The organism is Pseudonocardia sp., assembly GCF_050246655.1.
GTDB lineage: Bacteria > Actinomycetota > Actinomycetes > Mycobacteriales > Pseudonocardiaceae > Pseudonocardia.
This window is the reverse complement of sequence record NZ_JBFWVQ010000003.1, coordinates 68,462-83,408: the sequence shown is the minus strand read 5'-3', so window position 1 is coordinate 83,408 and position 14,947 is coordinate 68,462. Positions and strand designations below refer to the sequence as shown.

Annotated in this window: 15 protein-coding genes and 1 pseudogene; 8 read left to right on the top strand and 8 right to left on the bottom strand. The window is 75.1% G+C overall.

Annotation, left to right across the window (positions count from 1 at the left end; all coding sequences use genetic code 11):
- Positions 1–27: 27 nt before the first annotated feature.
- On the bottom strand, positions 28–705 hold the full coding sequence (locus AB7J25_RS01890; RefSeq protein ID WP_428504290.1) for a DUF3159 domain-containing protein: 678 nt from the start codon (positions 703–705) through the stop codon (positions 28–30).
- A gap of 100 nt (positions 706–805) precedes the next feature.
- Between AB7J25_RS01890 and AB7J25_RS01885 the strand changes: the two genes are divergently transcribed.
- From AB7J25_RS01885 to AB7J25_RS01860, 6 genes are all read left to right on the top strand, one after another.
- The gene (locus AB7J25_RS01885; protein ID WP_428504288.1) at positions 806–1,606 is read left to right on the top strand and encodes an SGNH/GDSL hydrolase family protein; all 801 of its coding nucleotides are present in this window, start codon (positions 806–808) and stop codon (positions 1,604–1,606) included.
- A 93-nt stretch (positions 1,607–1,699) separates the two neighbouring features.
- Positions 1,700–1,846 (top strand): hypothetical protein, encoded by a 147-nt coding sequence (locus tag AB7J25_RS01880; RefSeq protein ID WP_428504440.1) that lies wholly within the window; start codon positions 1,700–1,702, stop codon positions 1,844–1,846.
- 110 nt (positions 1,847–1,956) lie between these two features.
- Positions 1,957–2,838 (top strand): HalD/BesD family halogenase, encoded by an 882-nt coding sequence (locus tag AB7J25_RS01875; protein ID WP_428504286.1) that lies wholly within the window; start codon positions 1,957–1,959, stop codon positions 2,836–2,838.
- 37 nt (positions 2,839–2,875) lie between these two features.
- Positions 2,876–4,675, top strand: coding sequence for a choline/carnitine O-acyltransferase (locus AB7J25_RS01870; RefSeq protein WP_428504284.1), 1,800 nt, complete (start codon positions 2,876–2,878; stop codon positions 4,673–4,675).
- A 42-nt stretch (positions 4,676–4,717) separates the two neighbouring features.
- Positions 4,718–5,557 carry a class I SAM-dependent methyltransferase gene (locus AB7J25_RS01865; protein WP_428504282.1) on the top strand — a complete coding sequence of 280 codons (840 nt, stop codon included), beginning with the start codon at positions 4,718–4,720 and terminating at the stop codon, positions 5,555–5,557.
- Between the two features lie 92 nt (positions 5,558–5,649).
- Positions 5,650–6,813: an alpha/beta hydrolase gene (locus AB7J25_RS01860; protein WP_428504280.1), complete on the top strand. Its 1,164-nt coding sequence runs from the start codon at positions 5,650–5,652 to the stop codon at positions 6,811–6,813.
- Positions 6,814–6,878: 65 nt separating this feature from the next.
- Here AB7J25_RS01860 and AB7J25_RS01855 read toward each other — a convergent pair whose 3' ends face one another.
- Genes AB7J25_RS01855 through AB7J25_RS01845 form a run of 3 tightly spaced genes read right to left on the bottom strand, consistent with a single transcriptional unit; the run spans position 6,879 to position 9,927 of the window.
- A complete protein-coding gene (locus AB7J25_RS01855; protein ID WP_428504278.1) occupies positions 6,879–7,628 on the bottom strand; it encodes an FkbM family methyltransferase in 750 nt (249 codons plus the stop codon).
- Between the two features lie 8 nt (positions 7,629–7,636).
- Positions 7,637–9,298, bottom strand: coding sequence for a sulfatase (locus AB7J25_RS01850; RefSeq protein ID WP_428504276.1), 1,662 nt, complete (start codon positions 9,296–9,298; stop codon positions 7,637–7,639).
- A complete protein-coding gene (locus AB7J25_RS01845) occupies positions 9,295–9,927 on the bottom strand; it encodes a GTP cyclohydrolase II (protein WP_428504274.1) in 633 nt (210 codons plus the stop codon). The genes AB7J25_RS01850 and AB7J25_RS01845 overlap by 4 nt, the downstream gene beginning before the upstream one ends.
- A gap of 53 nt (positions 9,928–9,980) precedes the next feature.
- On the opposite strand from AB7J25_RS01845, the gene AB7J25_RS01840 reads away from it, so the two are divergent.
- Positions 9,981–10,667 carry a creatininase family protein gene (locus AB7J25_RS01840; RefSeq protein WP_428504272.1) on the top strand — a complete coding sequence of 229 codons (687 nt, stop codon included), beginning with the start codon at positions 9,981–9,983 and terminating at the stop codon, positions 10,665–10,667.
- A 31-nt stretch (positions 10,668–10,698) separates the two neighbouring features.
- Here AB7J25_RS01840 and AB7J25_RS01835 read toward each other — a convergent pair.
- The 4 genes and pseudogenes from AB7J25_RS01835 to AB7J25_RS01820 all read right to left on the bottom strand — a co-directional run.
- Positions 10,699–11,502 (bottom strand): annotated as a pseudogene (locus AB7J25_RS01835) (lysylphosphatidylglycerol synthase domain-containing protein); the annotation flags it as partial.
- A gap of 86 nt (positions 11,503–11,588) precedes the next feature.
- Positions 11,589–12,644: a glycosyltransferase family 4 protein gene (locus AB7J25_RS01830; RefSeq protein WP_428504429.1), complete on the bottom strand. Its 1,056-nt coding sequence runs from the start codon at positions 12,642–12,644 to the stop codon at positions 11,589–11,591.
- 59 nt (positions 12,645–12,703) lie between these two features.
- Positions 12,704–13,102 (bottom strand): 6-pyruvoyl trahydropterin synthase family protein, encoded by a 399-nt coding sequence (locus AB7J25_RS01825; protein WP_428504270.1) that lies wholly within the window; start codon positions 13,100–13,102, stop codon positions 12,704–12,706.
- A 12-nt stretch (positions 13,103–13,114) separates the two neighbouring features.
- On the bottom strand, positions 13,115–14,086 hold the full coding sequence (locus AB7J25_RS01820) for a zinc-dependent alcohol dehydrogenase (RefSeq protein ID WP_428504268.1): 972 nt from the start codon (positions 14,084–14,086) through the stop codon (positions 13,115–13,117).
- Between the two features lie 150 nt (positions 14,087–14,236).
- Here AB7J25_RS01820 and AB7J25_RS01815 point away from each other — a divergent pair, with 150 nt between their 5' ends.
- Positions 14,237–14,917, top strand: a complete 681-nt coding sequence (locus AB7J25_RS01815; protein WP_428504266.1) for a CDP-alcohol phosphatidyltransferase family protein — start codon at positions 14,237–14,239, stop codon at positions 14,915–14,917.
- Positions 14,918–14,947: the final 30 nt, after the last annotated feature.

Here is a 14,947-nt window from a genome sequence, read left to right as displayed (position 1 = left end):
TCTGATGATCACAGAGAGTGGCGGCGTTCACCCTTGCGGATGGCGCAGGCCCGGATGGCCGGGCGGGAGTGCCGCCCGCAGCACCCACCACGACACGACGATGCACGCGAAGACCAGCGGCGCGGTGAGCACGACCCGGGCCACCCCGAGGGCCACGACGGCCCCGGCCAGGTAGAGGGGGGTGAACACGGCGAGCCGGACGACGTACTGGCCGACCCACACCCAGCTGGCCCGCTGGTAGGCACGCAGCAGGGCGGGATCGCGGCGCCATCGCGTGCGCTGCCCGAGCACCGTGCCGACGACGACGCCGAGCAGCGGCCACCGCACGACGATCGACACCGCCCAGACCAGCGCGCTCGCGGCGTTGCCGACCATCTGGAGCAGGAAGAAGTCGACCGCCCGCCCCGTCCAGAGCGCCACCCCGGCGGCCGCGGCGACGCCGAGCAGGCCGAGCAGCACGGCGCGCGGGCGCTCGCCGCGGGCGAACCGGACGGCGGCGACGACGGTCCCGGCGACCAGCGCCGCCCCGGCGGCCCACGCGACGGCCGGCCGGGTCGCGGTCGCCTCGGCGACGAGCCACGCGACGACGAAGACGGCGACCGGGATCGAGGCGTCGACGGCACCACCGCGGCCGCCGAGGACCTCGCGCAGCGACGGGCCGCCCACGGCGGGTCCGGCGCGGGAGGCGGGGTCACTCGGGGCCACGAACCAAGGGTGCCCTATTAACCCCGACGGCCGGTGGCGGGCCGGGCCGATCCTGGGTGATCCTGAACCGATCAACACATGACCGGGGGGTAGACGTCGGATGAACGAGGTGAGGACGACCGGCTGGGGCTCTTTCGTGGCGATCGGTGACAGCTTCACCGAGGGACTCGACGACTGGCGTCCCGACGGCACGCCCCGTGGCTGGGCGGACCGCGTCGCGGAGCAGATCGGCGCTGGCCGGCCCGGGTTCCGGTATGCGAACCTCGCCGTGCGCGGCAAGCGGCTGGACCAGATCGTGGCCGACCAGGTCCCGGTCGCGGAGCGGCTACGCCCCGAGCTGGTCTCGTTCTGCGGCGGCGGGAACGACATCATCAAGCTGACCTGCGACGTCGACGACCTCGCTGCCCGCTTCGACGCCGCGCTGGCACGGGTGACGGCCACCGGGGCGTCGGTCGTGGTGTTCACCGGCTTCGACCTGGGCCGGATGCACCCGCTGATCCGCAGGCTGCGCGGGCGCGTGGCCTGCTACAACGAGATGATGCGGGCCAGCGCCGAGCGCCACGGCAGCGTCGTGGTGGACCTGTGGGGGATGTCCGTGCTGGCCGATCCGCGCGCATGGGGCCGCGACCGGCTGCACCTCACCCCGGACGCGCACCGGCGGGTGGCGCTGCGGGTGCTGGAGGTGCTCGGCGAGCCGGTGACGGAGGACTGGCGCGCGCCCCTGCCCGCCGCGGAGCCCGCGCCGCGGCGCGCGCAGCTGCAGGAGGACGTGCGCTGGATGCGGGAGTTCGTGATGCCGCACGTGCACCGGACGCTGCGCGGCCGCCAGACGGGCGAGGGCTACCTGCCGAAGCGGCCGGAGCTGCTGCCGCTCGACGGCGGCCCGGAGGTCGTCGCCTGATCGTTTGACGCTGCAACTAGACGGGTACTGAGCGGAATCGGACGTTCGATAACGTCCGCCGCCTTGTCACCTGAAGGGGGCAGCATGATCGTATTGGGCATCATCCTGTGGTTGATCGGTTACTTCCTGGGCATCAGCATCCTGTCGACACTGGGAATCATCCTGATCGTCGTCGGCATCGTGCTGCTCATCCTGGGCCAGATCGGCCGCCCGGTCGCCGGTCGAAAAGTCTGGTTCTGACCGTGCTGCGCGGCCCGCGGGGAGACTCCCGCGGGCCGCGCGCGAATCCCGATCGCCGACCTGTCCGTTAGACGGTGGTCCCGTCCGCGGCGGACGGCTGTGATGGGTGCATGCGCAGCCCCGCGGAGCCCCGCCCGTCCGCGCTCGACGAGATCGTCGACACCGACCGCTACCCGATCACCGACCCGACCGACCCCGCCTACCACGACCTGCTGCACGCCGTCCGCGCCCAGCTGGACGAGAACGGCTGCAGCGTGCTGGCCGATCTCGTCCGCCCGGAACTGCTCGACCGGCTGCGCGCAGAGGGCGACGAGGTCGCGCCGCACGCCTACCACGACGTCGAGACGGTCAACGTCTACAACACCGCCCCGGATCCCACGCTGCCAGCAGACCATCCGGCGCACCGGACGACGGCCCGCGGCAACGCGTTCGTCGCCCGCGACCGGATCCCCGAAGGCGCGCTGATCCAGCGGCTCTACCCGAGCCCGGACTTCCGGCGGTTCGTCGCGGACTGCTTCGGCCTGGCCACCGTGTACCCGCTGGCCGATCCGCTGTCGGGCCTCACGCTGAACGTCGTGGTGCCGGGCCGGGGGCACCCGTGGCACTTCGACACCAACGAGTTCACGGTCAGCCTCCTCACCCGCAGCCCGGACGGCGGCGGGGTCTTCGAGTACTGCCCGGGCATCCGCTCGCCCGCCGCGGAGAACCTGGACGACGTCCGTGCCGTCCTCGACGGGGACGGCGGGCGGCTCGTCCGCCGGCTGACGTTGCGCCCCGGCGACCTGCAGCTGTTCACCGGCCGCTACTCGCTGCACCGGGTCACGGAGGTGGCCGGCGCCACCGCCCGGCACACGGCGATCTTCGCCTACAGCGAGCGCCCGGACGTGATCGGTACGGTCGCGCGGACGCGCCAGCTCTTCGGGCGGGTCACCCGGGCGCACCTGGCCGCCGACGCGGCCGCGGCGGCGCGGGTGGACGGCCTGCTCATCTAGGCTCCCCTCACAGTCAACGCTGACCGGAAGGCCCTTCGTGACCGCGATCTCCACCCGCACCTTCGGCAACGAGGACGCACTGCCCCGCGTGCCCCTGCCCGCCCTCGAGGACTCGTGCGCCCGCTTCCTGGACTGGTGCGCCCCGCTGCTCACCGCGGACGAGCTGGCCGCCACCGAGACCGCAGTCGCAGAGCTCCTCAAGCCGGACGGCCCCGCGCGGGTCCTGCACCGCGCGCTGGAGGAGTTCGACGCGACCGCGGACAGCTGGCTCGACGCGTTCTGGCCCTACCGCTACCTGGGCCGCCGCGACCGCATCGCGCTCAACGCGAACTTCTTCTTCCTCTTCCAGCCCGCAGGCCTGGGCCAGGTGGCCCGCGCGGCCGGGCTGATCGCCGGGGCGCTGGCGTTCAAGGGCCTCGTCGACCGCGAGGAGCTGCCGCCGGAGACCCTGCGCGGCGTCCCGCTGTCGATGGAGCAGAACAGATACCTGTTCTCCGCCACGCGCATCCCCGGCGTCGAGATCGACTCCGCACGCACCCCCTACAGCGCCGAGCACCCCGGCCCCTCGCACGAGCGGCACGTGATCGTGTTCCGCCGGGGCCGGATGTTCCGCCTGGACGTGATCGGGCCGGTGGGTGTCCCCCACGCGCTCGCCGAGATCGAGGCTGCGCTGCAGCGGGTCGTCGACACGACCGAGCCCGCGCAACCCGGGACGTCCGTCGGGCACCTGACGACGAAGGCCCGCGCGGAGTGGGCCGCGAGCCGCGCCCGCCTGGCCGAGCTCGGCGACAACGCGGACCTGCTCGACGTCGTCGAGCGGGCCCTGTTCTGCGTCACGCTGGAGGACGTCTCGCCGTCCTCCGCGCTGGAGGCCTGCGACCAGCTCCTGCACGGCGACAGCGCCAACCGGTGGTTCGACAAGGCCACCACCTTCGTCGTCCTCGCCGACGGCACCGCAGGCTTCAACGGCGAGCACTGCAAGCTGGACGGCACCACCGTCGTCGGACTCATCGACTTCCTGCTCGCCACCACCGCAGCCCGCCACGCCGAGCAGGCGGGCGCCCGCGCCCAGGGCGAGCCGCGCGTCGTCGAGCTCGCCTGGACCCTCGACGGCGCGCTGCGCGGCGACGTCACCGCGGCGGGCGAGGCGTTCGCGGACTACGCCGCGGCGACTGCCACCACGACGCTCTCGATCGACGGGTTCACCGCCGAGGACGCGAAAGCGCTGCGGTGCTCCCCCGACGCGTTCGCACAGCTCGCCTTCCAGCTCGCGCACCGGCGCTCGAAGGGGCTCACCGGTGCGACGTACGAGTCGATCGCCACCCGCCGCTTCCGCCACGGCCGCACCGAGGCCATGCGGGTGGTCACCCCGGAGATCGTCCGGTTCGTCGAGACGTGGGACAGTGCGGCCACGGACGACGCTCGTCGTACCGCGTTCCGGGCCGCCGCCGACGCCCACGTCGCGCGGGCGAGGCAGTGCCAGGCGGGCGATGCGCCCGAGCAGCACCTCTGGGAACTGCAGCTCGTCCAGCGCCGCCGCGGTGAGGAGCTGGGCGCCACCGACCCGATCGCGCTCTTCGACTCCCCCGGCTGGACGGTCATGCGCGACGACTACCTGTCGACCAGCGCCGTCCCGTCGCCGAACGTGCAGTTCTTCGGGTTCGGCTCCACGAGCGCGCGGTGCATCGGGATCGGCTACGCGCTGATGCCCACCCGGTTCGACCTCTACCTGAGCACGCCGAGGGCCGTCGCGGACCGCATGCACGACTTCGCACGCCACCTCCGGGACGCGATCGCGGAGCTCTCCGAGTTGCTGCGCGCCGAGATTCCGGGATGATCGGGTAGGGATCCGCGACGCCGTGGGCCGGAAGGGAACCGAATGATCGATGACGGTGCACTGATCGGAACCCGGAAGGCGGACTTCTCCGAGATCTACGTCGAGCCGGATCCGCGGGCGTACTACGCCACCCTGCGGCCGCTGGACTACCAGATCCCCCAGCTCGCGGCGCCCGTCGTCGAGGCCGTCGTGGCGGCCGCACGCCCGGCTGCCGTGCTCGATCTGTGCTGCTCCTACGGCATCAACGCCGCGCTGCTGCGCCACGACGTCACCTGGGAGCGGCTCGCCGAGCACTACGAACGCCTCGACGACCTGCCGACCGCCACCCTCGAGACCGTCGACGAGGCGTTCTACTCCGCCCGGCGCCGCGGACCGTCCCCGCGCGTCCTGGGCCTGGACGCGTCGGACCCCGCGGTCGGCTACGCCGTCCGCACCGGGCTGCTCGCCGCCGGCTGGGCCGAGGACCTCGAGCAGGACGACGCCTCGGCGGCGCTCGCCGCAGGGCTGCAGGACGTCGGGCTGGTGATCTCGACCGGCGGGATCGGCTACGTCGGCGAGCAGACGATCGAGCGCATCCTGCGGGTGCTGCCGCGCCCCGAGGAGCTGTGGCTCGCGGTGTTCGTGCTGCGGGTCTTCGACTACGCCACCGTCGCGGACACCCTGGCCCGGTTCGGGCTCGTCACCGAGAAGCTGCCCGGCACCTTCCGGCAGCGCCGGTTCGCCGACCGGGACGAGCGCGACGCGGCGGTCCACGACGTCGAGCGGCGCGGCCTCGATCCCACGGACCTGGAAGCCGACGGGTGGTACCACGCCGAGTGCTTCCTCACCCGCCCCGCGGCGAAGGCGGCGCGCGTCCCGGCGGCGGAGCTGCTGGCCTGCTGACCGCCGCGCGCCGACGTCCAGCGCCGTCTCGATCTGAGATCCGCCCGGCCCGCGGCGGGCCCTAGGGTGCCTCCCGGGTGAAGGGAGCGGCGATGGACCTGCGCGACCCCGACCTGCGCGGGCCCGGCGACGAGCCGATGGTGGCGAAATGGGGCACCACGCACCCGTCGGCGCCGCTGGTCGTGCTGCTGCACGGCAACGGCACGAGCGAGCACTCGCTGATCGAGATCTCCCCGTGGCTGCCGCACGGGCCGGTGGCGTACGCGGCGCTGCGCGGCCCGATCCAGCACGGCAAGGGCTTCCGCTGGTGGCGTGACGGCCCACCCGAACCGGACGACCTCGCCGCCACGTGCACCTGGGTCCTGTCCTGGATCGCCGGCACGGGCGACCCGGACCGGCCGGTGCTGCTGCTCGCCTTCCGGGACGGGGTGACGCTCGCGGGCGCGCTGATGGCGGCCGCACCGGAACGGTTCTCCGGCGCCGTGCTGCTGTACGGGGCGCTGCCCGATCCGCCGCCGCGGCAGCGCGGACGCCTGTCCGGCATGCCCGTCTTCCTGGCCCACGCCACCGAGGACCCGCGCACCCCCGCGGACCGGCTCGACCGCACCTGGACGTGGCTCGCCCGCGAGAGCGGCGCACCCCTGTGGGCGGAGCGGGTGCCCGGCGGCGCGCAGCTCGCCGGGTCGGTCGTCGGCGGGGTGGGGACGTGGCTCGCGGACCGGCTGGACTTCCTGCGCGCGCACGGCGAGAACCCGCTCCCCGACGGGGACGAGCCCCGCTGGCCGTCGCTGCGCGGGCCGCTGCCGCAGCGCAGCGGCCCGGCTCCGGAGTGCACGACCCGGATCCCGCAGCAACAGCTCGACCAGCACGGCCCGGCGGCGCTGCACGACGCCCTGTGGGAACGGCTCGCCGCACTGGACGGCGTGACGACGAAGCCCGCGCGCATCGGCCCGGACGGCACCCGCTCGCTGCTGCTGGAGCGGGCGGGCGGGGCCGGACCGGACGAGGCGTTCCTCGTGCCGGACGACGGCGAGTTCGCCCACCAGCACCCGGCTCCCGACGCGAGCCTGCACGTGGTGCTGCCCGACCCGCTCGCCTACGACGGGATCGCGAAGGGCTGGGCGGTGCCGCACCCGCTGGCCGGCGTGCGGCTGCCCCGCGGGACGGTGCTGGTGCCCGGGCCGCGCGACGCCGCCGAGCTGGACGTGGTCGCCGGGATCGCGGCGGCCGCGCACGCCTTCGCGGCCGCAGGTTGAGGGGCGACAGGTCGCGGCCGGGGCGCAGCGGGCGACCCGGCACAACCCGGCCCGGGCCACCCGGATCAGGCGCGCCGCGCGTAGACGTCCCCGGAGCGCCCGAGCGGGCGGTGGCGTTCCAGCAGGGCGAGCAGCTCGTCGCGGGTGAGCCAGCGCTCCGAGGCGAACCGCATGGTCTCCACCGGCGAGTAGGTGAACCGGTACTCCCCGAGCCGCTCCACCTGATCCAGGGCGGCGAGGGCCGCGTCGTGGGCGAAGGGCAGGTACTCGAACGACAGCGCCCGCAGCGGCCGCGAGAGCCCCGCCAGCACATCCGCCTCGAAACCCTCGACGTCGATCTTGCAGAAGGCGGGTTCGCCGTGCTCGGCGATCAGCGCGTCCAGCGTCGTGACCTCGACGTCGATCGACCGGTCCCACCGCACGGTGGAGAACCGGGAATCCGCCGCGGTGACCGACTCGATCCACTCGGCCGACATCGACGACACCGTGGGGTTCGCGCTGGACATGCCCAGGGTGGCCCGACCCGGTGAGGCGCCCACCGCCCGCGGGTCGATGACGACGCCGCCGTCGCGGCCGTGCAGGAGCCGCAGCACGCGCAGGCAGTCCGGCTGCGGTTCCAGCGCCACGACGCGCGCCCCGAGCTTCCGCCACGCCCCGACCCGGCTGCCGACGTGCGCGCCGACGTCGAAGGCGAGATCGCCGGGGCCGAGGAACCGCGCGTAGAACCCGACCATCCGCCGCCGCCGTCCGGGGATGGCCCGGTACATCGCGAGCGAGCGTGCGATGCCCCGGGCCCGGGCCAGCGCCGCCGTCATCTCCGCCCTCACGGCGCGCCGAACGCGGTGAGGAACCGGTCCCGGAAGGCGTCCATGCGCCACACCGGAGCGTCCGGGGCGGGGGCGAGCCCGGCCGTCCATCCCCAGGGGCCGACCCGGTCCAGCACGGCCCGGTCCCGGGTGATCACCGAGATCGGGACGTCCCGGCTCGCGGCGTCCCCGGTGACGAGCGGGGTGGGCTCGTGGTCCCCGAGCACTACGAGGACCAGGTTGTCGTCGCCGTAGGTCTCGACCCAGGACACGAGGGTCTCCAGCGAGTACGCGACGGAGCTGCGGTAGCCGTCGCGCACCTGCTCGGGGTCCAGCGAGAAGATCACCCTCGTGTCGGAGTCGTCCGAGGCCGACGTCCCGTCGAACACCGCCCCGTCGCCGACGGTCTCCCACGGCACGGGCCGCGGCACGGCCGTCCACGGTGCGTGGCTGGACGTGAGCGCCAGCTCGGCGAACACGGGCGCCCGGTCGGCTCGCGCCCGCTCGGTGCGCTGGAACGCGGCGAGGGTGAACTGGTCCGGCATCGCCGACCAGCTGAACGGCGGGCCCGCGTACCCGAGATCAGGGCCCGCGGCGAGCCGGTCGTAGCCGTAGAGCGCCTGACCCTGCGGCCACGGCGCGGTCGTGTTCGGCATGACGCCGACCGTGCGCCAGCCCGCGTCGCGGAAGGCGGCACCCAGGGTGAGGCGGTCCGAGGCGAGGAGGGTGTCGAAGCGCTGCTGGTTGTCGACCCACAGGCCCGAGAGCAGCGAGGCGTGCGCGAGCCAGCTCCCCCCGCCCGAGGTGGACGAGGTCAGCCACCCGCTGCGCACGTCGTATCCCGCAGCGGCCAGCCGCCGGTCGCCCTCGGCGAGGACGGGCGCCACCGTGAGCCGCGGGGACGACACGGCGCTTCGGCCGTAGCTCTCCACCACCGCGAACACGACGTCCTTGCCGCGCAACGCCGCGAGCAGCCCCTCCGGCGGAGTGTCGCGGAACGGGTCCGTCGCGAGCTCGGCGGCGAAGGCCTCGGAGTCCGCGAGCCGCTCCTGCACGAGCGCGGCCCGGGCACGCACGGCCGCCGTGGTGCTGTCGTCGGCCACCGGCAGGCCCGGGACCAGCTGCAGCCCCAGGAGGATCGCGGCCACCCACGCCACCGCCAGCCCGGCGAACCCGCGCCGGGCCCGGCCCGGGTGGCGCGCCGCGGCCCCGTCCAGGCGCCGCACCGCCCGCACCGGCACGGCGAGCGCCGCCACCGCGAGCGCCGCAGCCGCGACGGCCGCCACGACCGCCACCGCCCGGCCGGCCGCGCCGTCGACGAACCGGAACGCGTCGGCGAACAGCTGCCAGTCGAGGACGGGGTCGAACGGGCGGGCCAGCGCGGTGGAGAAGCCGAGGTCGAGCAGCTTCAGCACCAGGAGCAGGCCCAGCGCGACGCCCAGGACCAGCGTCCCCACCCGGCGCAACCGCTGCGGCAGGACCATCAGCAGTGCCCCTGCGAGCACCAGCTCCAGCGGCAGCCGCAGGAACGCCGCGGGTGTGAGCTGCTCCACCGAGGAGGGGAGCAGCACGATCCCGCCGACGAAGAGCGCCGCGAGCACCGTCAGCAGCACGGCCCCGCGGCGTCGCCGGGCGGGCGCGCCCACCGCGGGCGGGCGCGTCAGCGGTGGGGCCGTCACGGCAGCGCAGTGTCCAGCTGCGTCGGGACGTCCAGGTGCGGCAGGTCGTGGCCGAAGCGGTCCCGCTTCGCCCGCAGGTAGCGGACGTTGTGCACGTTGACCGGTTCCAGGAGCGGCACCCGACCCACGACCTCGATGCCGTGCGACTCCAGCGCGTCCACCTTCACCGGGTTGTTCGACAGCAGCCGCACCGACCCGATGCCCAGGTGCGCGAGCACGCGGGCGGCCGGGCCGAAGTCCCGGACGTCGACCGGGAGCCCGAGCGCGGTGGCGGAGTCGATCGTGTCCAGCCCCTGGGTGTCCTGCAGCACGTGCGTGCGGGTCTTCGCGACCAGCCCGATCCCGCGGCCCTCGTGCCCCCGCAGGTAGACCAGCACCCCGGTGCCCTCGGCGACGATGGCGGCCAGCGCCGAGCGCAGCTGCGCCCCGCACTCGCAGCGCAGCGCCCCGAACACGTCACCCTGGAGGCACTCCGAGTGCATCCGCACGAGCACCCCGGCCCGCCCGGCGGCCTCGCCGTGCACCAGGGCGAGATGCTCATGGCCCCCGTCGCGGAACGCGACCGCCCGGAACGTCGCGTTCGCCGTCACCAGCTCCGACTCCGCCACGTCAGTCAGACCGGCGGTCACCGCCTCCTGCATGTCCGTCCCCTGTCCGTCCGATCCGTGAGAAGGTCCGACCGATGGATCTCCTGCCCAACGACACCACGCTCGACGTGCGCGAGCGCGGCGCCTCCGTCGCCGTACTCCCGATCGGGAGCTACGAGCAGCACGGCCCGCACCTCCCGCTCGCGACCGACACCCTCGTCGCCGCCGCGCTCGCGCGCGAGCTCGCGAACGCCCATCCGGTGTGGCTGCTGCCACCGGTGACGATCTCGTGCTCCCACGAGCATGCCGCGTGGGCGGGGACGGTGAGCATCTCGGCGACCACCCTGGTCGCCGTCGTGCGCGACGTCGCGGCGTCCGTGCGGCACCACGGGGTACCCACTCTGGTACTCGTCAACGGCCACGGCGGCAACTACGTGCTCGGTAACGTGGTGCAGGAGGCGAGCGTCACGGGCCCGCCGATGGCGCTCTTCCCGCAGGAACAGGACTGGCTCGCCGCGCGCGCCGACGCGGGGCTGGAGTCGTCCTACCTCTCCGACATGCACGCCGGGGAGCTGGAGACGTCGATCCTGCTGCACACGCACCCCCACCTCGTCAGAGCACCGGTGCAGGACGAGACCGCCGACGATCGGCGCCACCTGCTGAGCCGTGGGCTGCAGGCGTACACCTCCTCCGGCGTGGTGGGACGGCCGACGCTCGCCTCGGCCGAGAAGGGACGCGCGGTGCTCGCGAGCCTGGTGCGCTCCTTCGCCGCATACCTCTGAGCGCGAGCACGACCAGGCCCGGCGCGACGGCGACGAAGCCGAGCAGGCCGTACACGACGGCCGTGGTCACCCCCTGGGCGGCGCCGAGCCCGGCGGCACCGAACGCCACCGCCGCCACGGCCTCCCGCGGGCCCCAGCCGCCGACGGTGAGCGGCAGCGCCATCGCGGCGAGCGCGAGCAGGAGCAGCGGCAGCAGCGTCGGCAGCGACGCGGTCGCACCGGCGGCCCTGGCCGCGAGGACGAAGGTCGCGAGATAGCCCGCGAGCGCCGTCGCCGACAGCGCCAGCACGCCCGGGTGCACCGCCGCGCCCGTACCGCCGAGCATCGCGGGCAGCCGCCTGCCCAGCGGGCGCCGCAGCGGGTACGCGGCGAGCACGGCCGCTGCGACGAGCGGGGCGACCGTCCAGCCTGCGACGCCGCCGCCCGCGACGGGATGGGTGAGCAGCACCGCCACCCCGAGCGCCACGAGCACGACGTGGCCGGCGAGGCGGTCCAGGACGACCGCGCGCACGGCCCTGCCCCCGTCGCGGCGCCCGTGGTGCACCGCCCGGTGGACGTCACCGAGGACACCCGCCGGCAGCGTCGCGTTGAGGAACACGGCCTGGTAGCTGTCCGCGACCGCGGTGCGCAACGGGAGCGCGATGCCCAACCGCCGCGCGATCACGCACCAGCGGGCCGCGTTGGCGAGCACCGTCACCGCACCGAGGGCCAGGGCCGCGAGCACCGTGGCGGGGCCGATCCCCTGCAGGCCGTCGAGCACGGCACCGGTGCCGACGTGGTGCACGAGCAGCGCGAGCGCGCCGATCACCAGCAGCGGCCGGGCCAGCGCGCGCACCGGGGCCGGGATCCGGGCGGTGGCGGCCCGCGATGGCGCGGCGTGCCGCGGGCCCCCGCCGGACGGGACGGGTGGGGTGAGGGCCGTCACGCCAGCACCTCGGTGAGCCGGCGGGCGGTGACATCCCAGCCCGCGAGCCGCGGCCGCCGTCGCCGGGCCGCGGCGCGGGCGTCCGCGCGCAGGTCGGGCTCCTCCAGCCAGCGGCGCAGCGCCGCGGCGAGGGCGGCGGCCATGTCGGGGTCGGGCGCCACGAGCAGTCCGGGGAGGTCGCCCCGGCCGGTGCCGTCGCCGCGCACCGTCTCCGGCAGCCCGTCCACCCCGGCCGCGACGACGGGCGTCGCCCGGGCCAGCGCCTCGGTCACGACCATCCCGTAGGTCTCGCGTCGCGACGGGACGACGAGCAGGTCGGCCGCGGCGTAGCTGGCGTCGAGGTCGACGCCCGTCCGCGGCCCGTCCAGCCGCACCCGTCGGCCGAGATCGTGGCACTGCACGAGCCCGCGCACGCGCTCGACGTGCTCGGGGTCGCGCTCGGTGGGTCCGACGAGCGCGCAGGTCCACTCGCGGTCCGCGATCCGCGCCAGCGCGCGGACCAGCACGTCCTGGCCCTTGGTCGGCGTGATCGAGCCGACGCAGAGCAGTCGCGACCCGGCCTCGCTCGGCTGCGTGGGCGCTGCCGCGTCCACGCCGGGCGCGACGACGTGAGCGGCCACCCCGTGCAGGTCCCGCACGCGGCGCGCCGTGTGCGGGCTGGTGGCGACGACGGCACGGGCGGCGCGCAGGACGCGCCCCTCGCGGGTCGAGAGCGCAGCGGCGACCGCGGGGTCCAGCCCGGACTCGTCGCCGAGTGGCAGGTGCACGAGCACGGTGAGGCGCAGCCGCGCGGCCGCGGGCACCACGGCCTCGGGGACGCCGCAGGCGACCAGCCCGTCCAGCAGCACGTCGGCACCCGCGGGCAGCGCCTCGAGGCAGCGGGCCAGGGCGCGGCGGGCCGGGGCGGCGGGCCGCGGCCAGGTGCCGCCGATGCGGTGCGCGTGCACCGCCCGCCCGGCTGCCGGGAGGCCGGCACAGACCCGCAGCCCGTAGACGTTTCCGCCGCTGGGCAGGCGGCGGTCGTCGACGTCACCGGGCAGGACGACGTGCACCGGTGGCCCGGCCGCGTGGACCCCCGGCGACCCGCCGCGACCCGCCGGGCCGGGCTCGGTCACAGGGCACGCTCGTAGCTCGCCCACGCGACGTGGGACTCGTGCAGCGTCACGGTGATCCCCGTGAGGCCGCGGGCCGCCTCACCGAGCGCCCCGGCGTGCACCCCTTCGGCGAGCCGGTCCGCGATCACCTTCGCGAGGAACTCGGTGGAGGTGTTGATCCCGGCGAACTCGGGCAGGTCGTCGAGGTTGCGGTAGTTCAGGTCGGCGAGCGTCGCCGTGAGCTTCTCTGTGGCGAGCCCGATGTCGACGACGATGTTGTCCGCGTCCAGCTCGGGGCGGCGGAACGTGGCGTCCACGACGAACGTGGCACCGTGCAGGGCCTGGGCCGGTCCGAAGACCTCACCACGGAAGCTGTGCGCCACCATGACGTGATCGCGAACGGTGATGCTGAACACCCGGACTCCTTCTCACGTGCCGTCATAGGACACACGGATGCAGAGCCCCGGCAGTTCACCCGAGATCATCCGGGGCAGCACCGACGGGAGCTCGGCGAACCGGCACGTCCCCGTGACCAGTGCGTCGAACCGTGCGTCGGCGAGCAACCGCATCGCCACGTCCATCCGGCCGGAGTGGCCACGCCGCGCCCGCCGCGGCGCCACCGTACCGACCTGGCTGGAGCGCAGGGTGAGCCGCCGGGAGTGGAACGCCTCTCCGAGCGGCAGCGTGACGGGGCGGTCGCCGTACCAGCTCAGCTCCACGACCTCACCCTCCGGGGCGAGCAGCTCCAGCGCCCGGGTGAGGCCCGCGGCGGTGGCGCTGGCGTGCACGACCAGGTCGCAGTCCCCGGCCGCCTCCGCGGGCAGCGCGAACCGCACCCCCAGCGCCGCCGCCACCGCCGCACGGGACGGATCGGCGTCCACCAGCTCGACCAGGGCCCCGGGGACGCCCGCGAGGAGCGCCGCGACCGCGCACCCGACCATCCCGCCACCCACGACCGCGATGCGGTCCCCGACCAGCGGCGCGGCGTCCCACAATGCGTTGACGGCCGTCTCGACCGTCCCGGCCAGGATCGCGCGCGCCGCCGGGACGTCCTCCGGCACGACGGTGACGGCCGCGGCGGGCACGGTGAACCGCGTCTGGTGCGGGTGCAGGCAGAACACGGTGCGCCCGCGCAGCGGTCCCTCCTCGACCGTGCCGACGGCGAGGTAGCCGTACTTCACCGGTGCCGGGAAGTCGCCCTCCTGGAAGGGCGCGCGCATCAGCGCGTGCTGGTTGGCGGGCACGCCGCCGCGGAACACCAGCGTCTCGGTCCCCCGGCTGATGCCGCTGTGGAGCGTGCGGACGACGACGTCCCCCGGGCCGGGCTCGGGGATCCGCTCGGGGCGGATCTCGCCGCGGCCCGGCTCGGCGAGCCAGAACGCCTCTGCGGTGCGGATCACGGGGACCTCCGATCGAACCGTACGGCGCGCCCACTCGTGTTCAGGTACATGGGTACGACCGTGGGGCACACGGACGGTGGGGCGGCGCGGCCGCCACGGCGGCAGACCGCACCGAGGCGGGCGACGGCGGGACTCCCGCACGCGCTCATCGTGACGGCCCTGGGTGCGGGCCTCGGGCTGGGCCCCACCGGCGCCCTGGTCGGGCTGGCCTACGGGACGTGCCTCGCGGTGCTCCTGGCGCGCGCGCTGCGCAGCGCCGGGCGGGTCTCCCCGAGCCCCGCGGACCACGTCACGCTCGTGCGGGCGCTGCTCGTCGGCGGCGTCACGGCCCTGGTCGCGGACGGGCTCGTGACGGGCGAGCCCGCGGTGAAGACCATCGTCGGGCTCGCGGCGGTGGCGCTCGCACTGGACGCCGTGGACGGGCAGGTGGCGCGCCGCACCGGCACGGCATCACCCCTGGGCGCCCGGTTCGACATGGAGGTCGACGCGTTCCTCATCGCGGTGCTGAGCGTGCAGGTGGCGCTCGTCGCAGGCTGGTGGGTGCTCGCGATCGGCGCGATGCGCTACGTGTTCGTCCTCGCCGGGTACGTGTGGCCATGGCTGCGCGGCACGCTGCCGCCGAGCTACGCGGCCAAGACGATCGCGGCGGTCCAGGGGATCGTGCTCACCGTCGCCGCGGCCGGCCTGCTCCCGGCCGCCGTGGCCGAGGCGGCCGTCGCCGTGGCGCTCGCGCTGCTCACCTGGTCGTTCGGCCGGGACGTGCCGCGGCTGCGGGCCCTCGCGCGTGTCCACCACCATCCACGCAACCCGCAGCCGCGGCCCGCGATCTGACCGACTGCCCCGACGGCCAGGTCGCGGTGA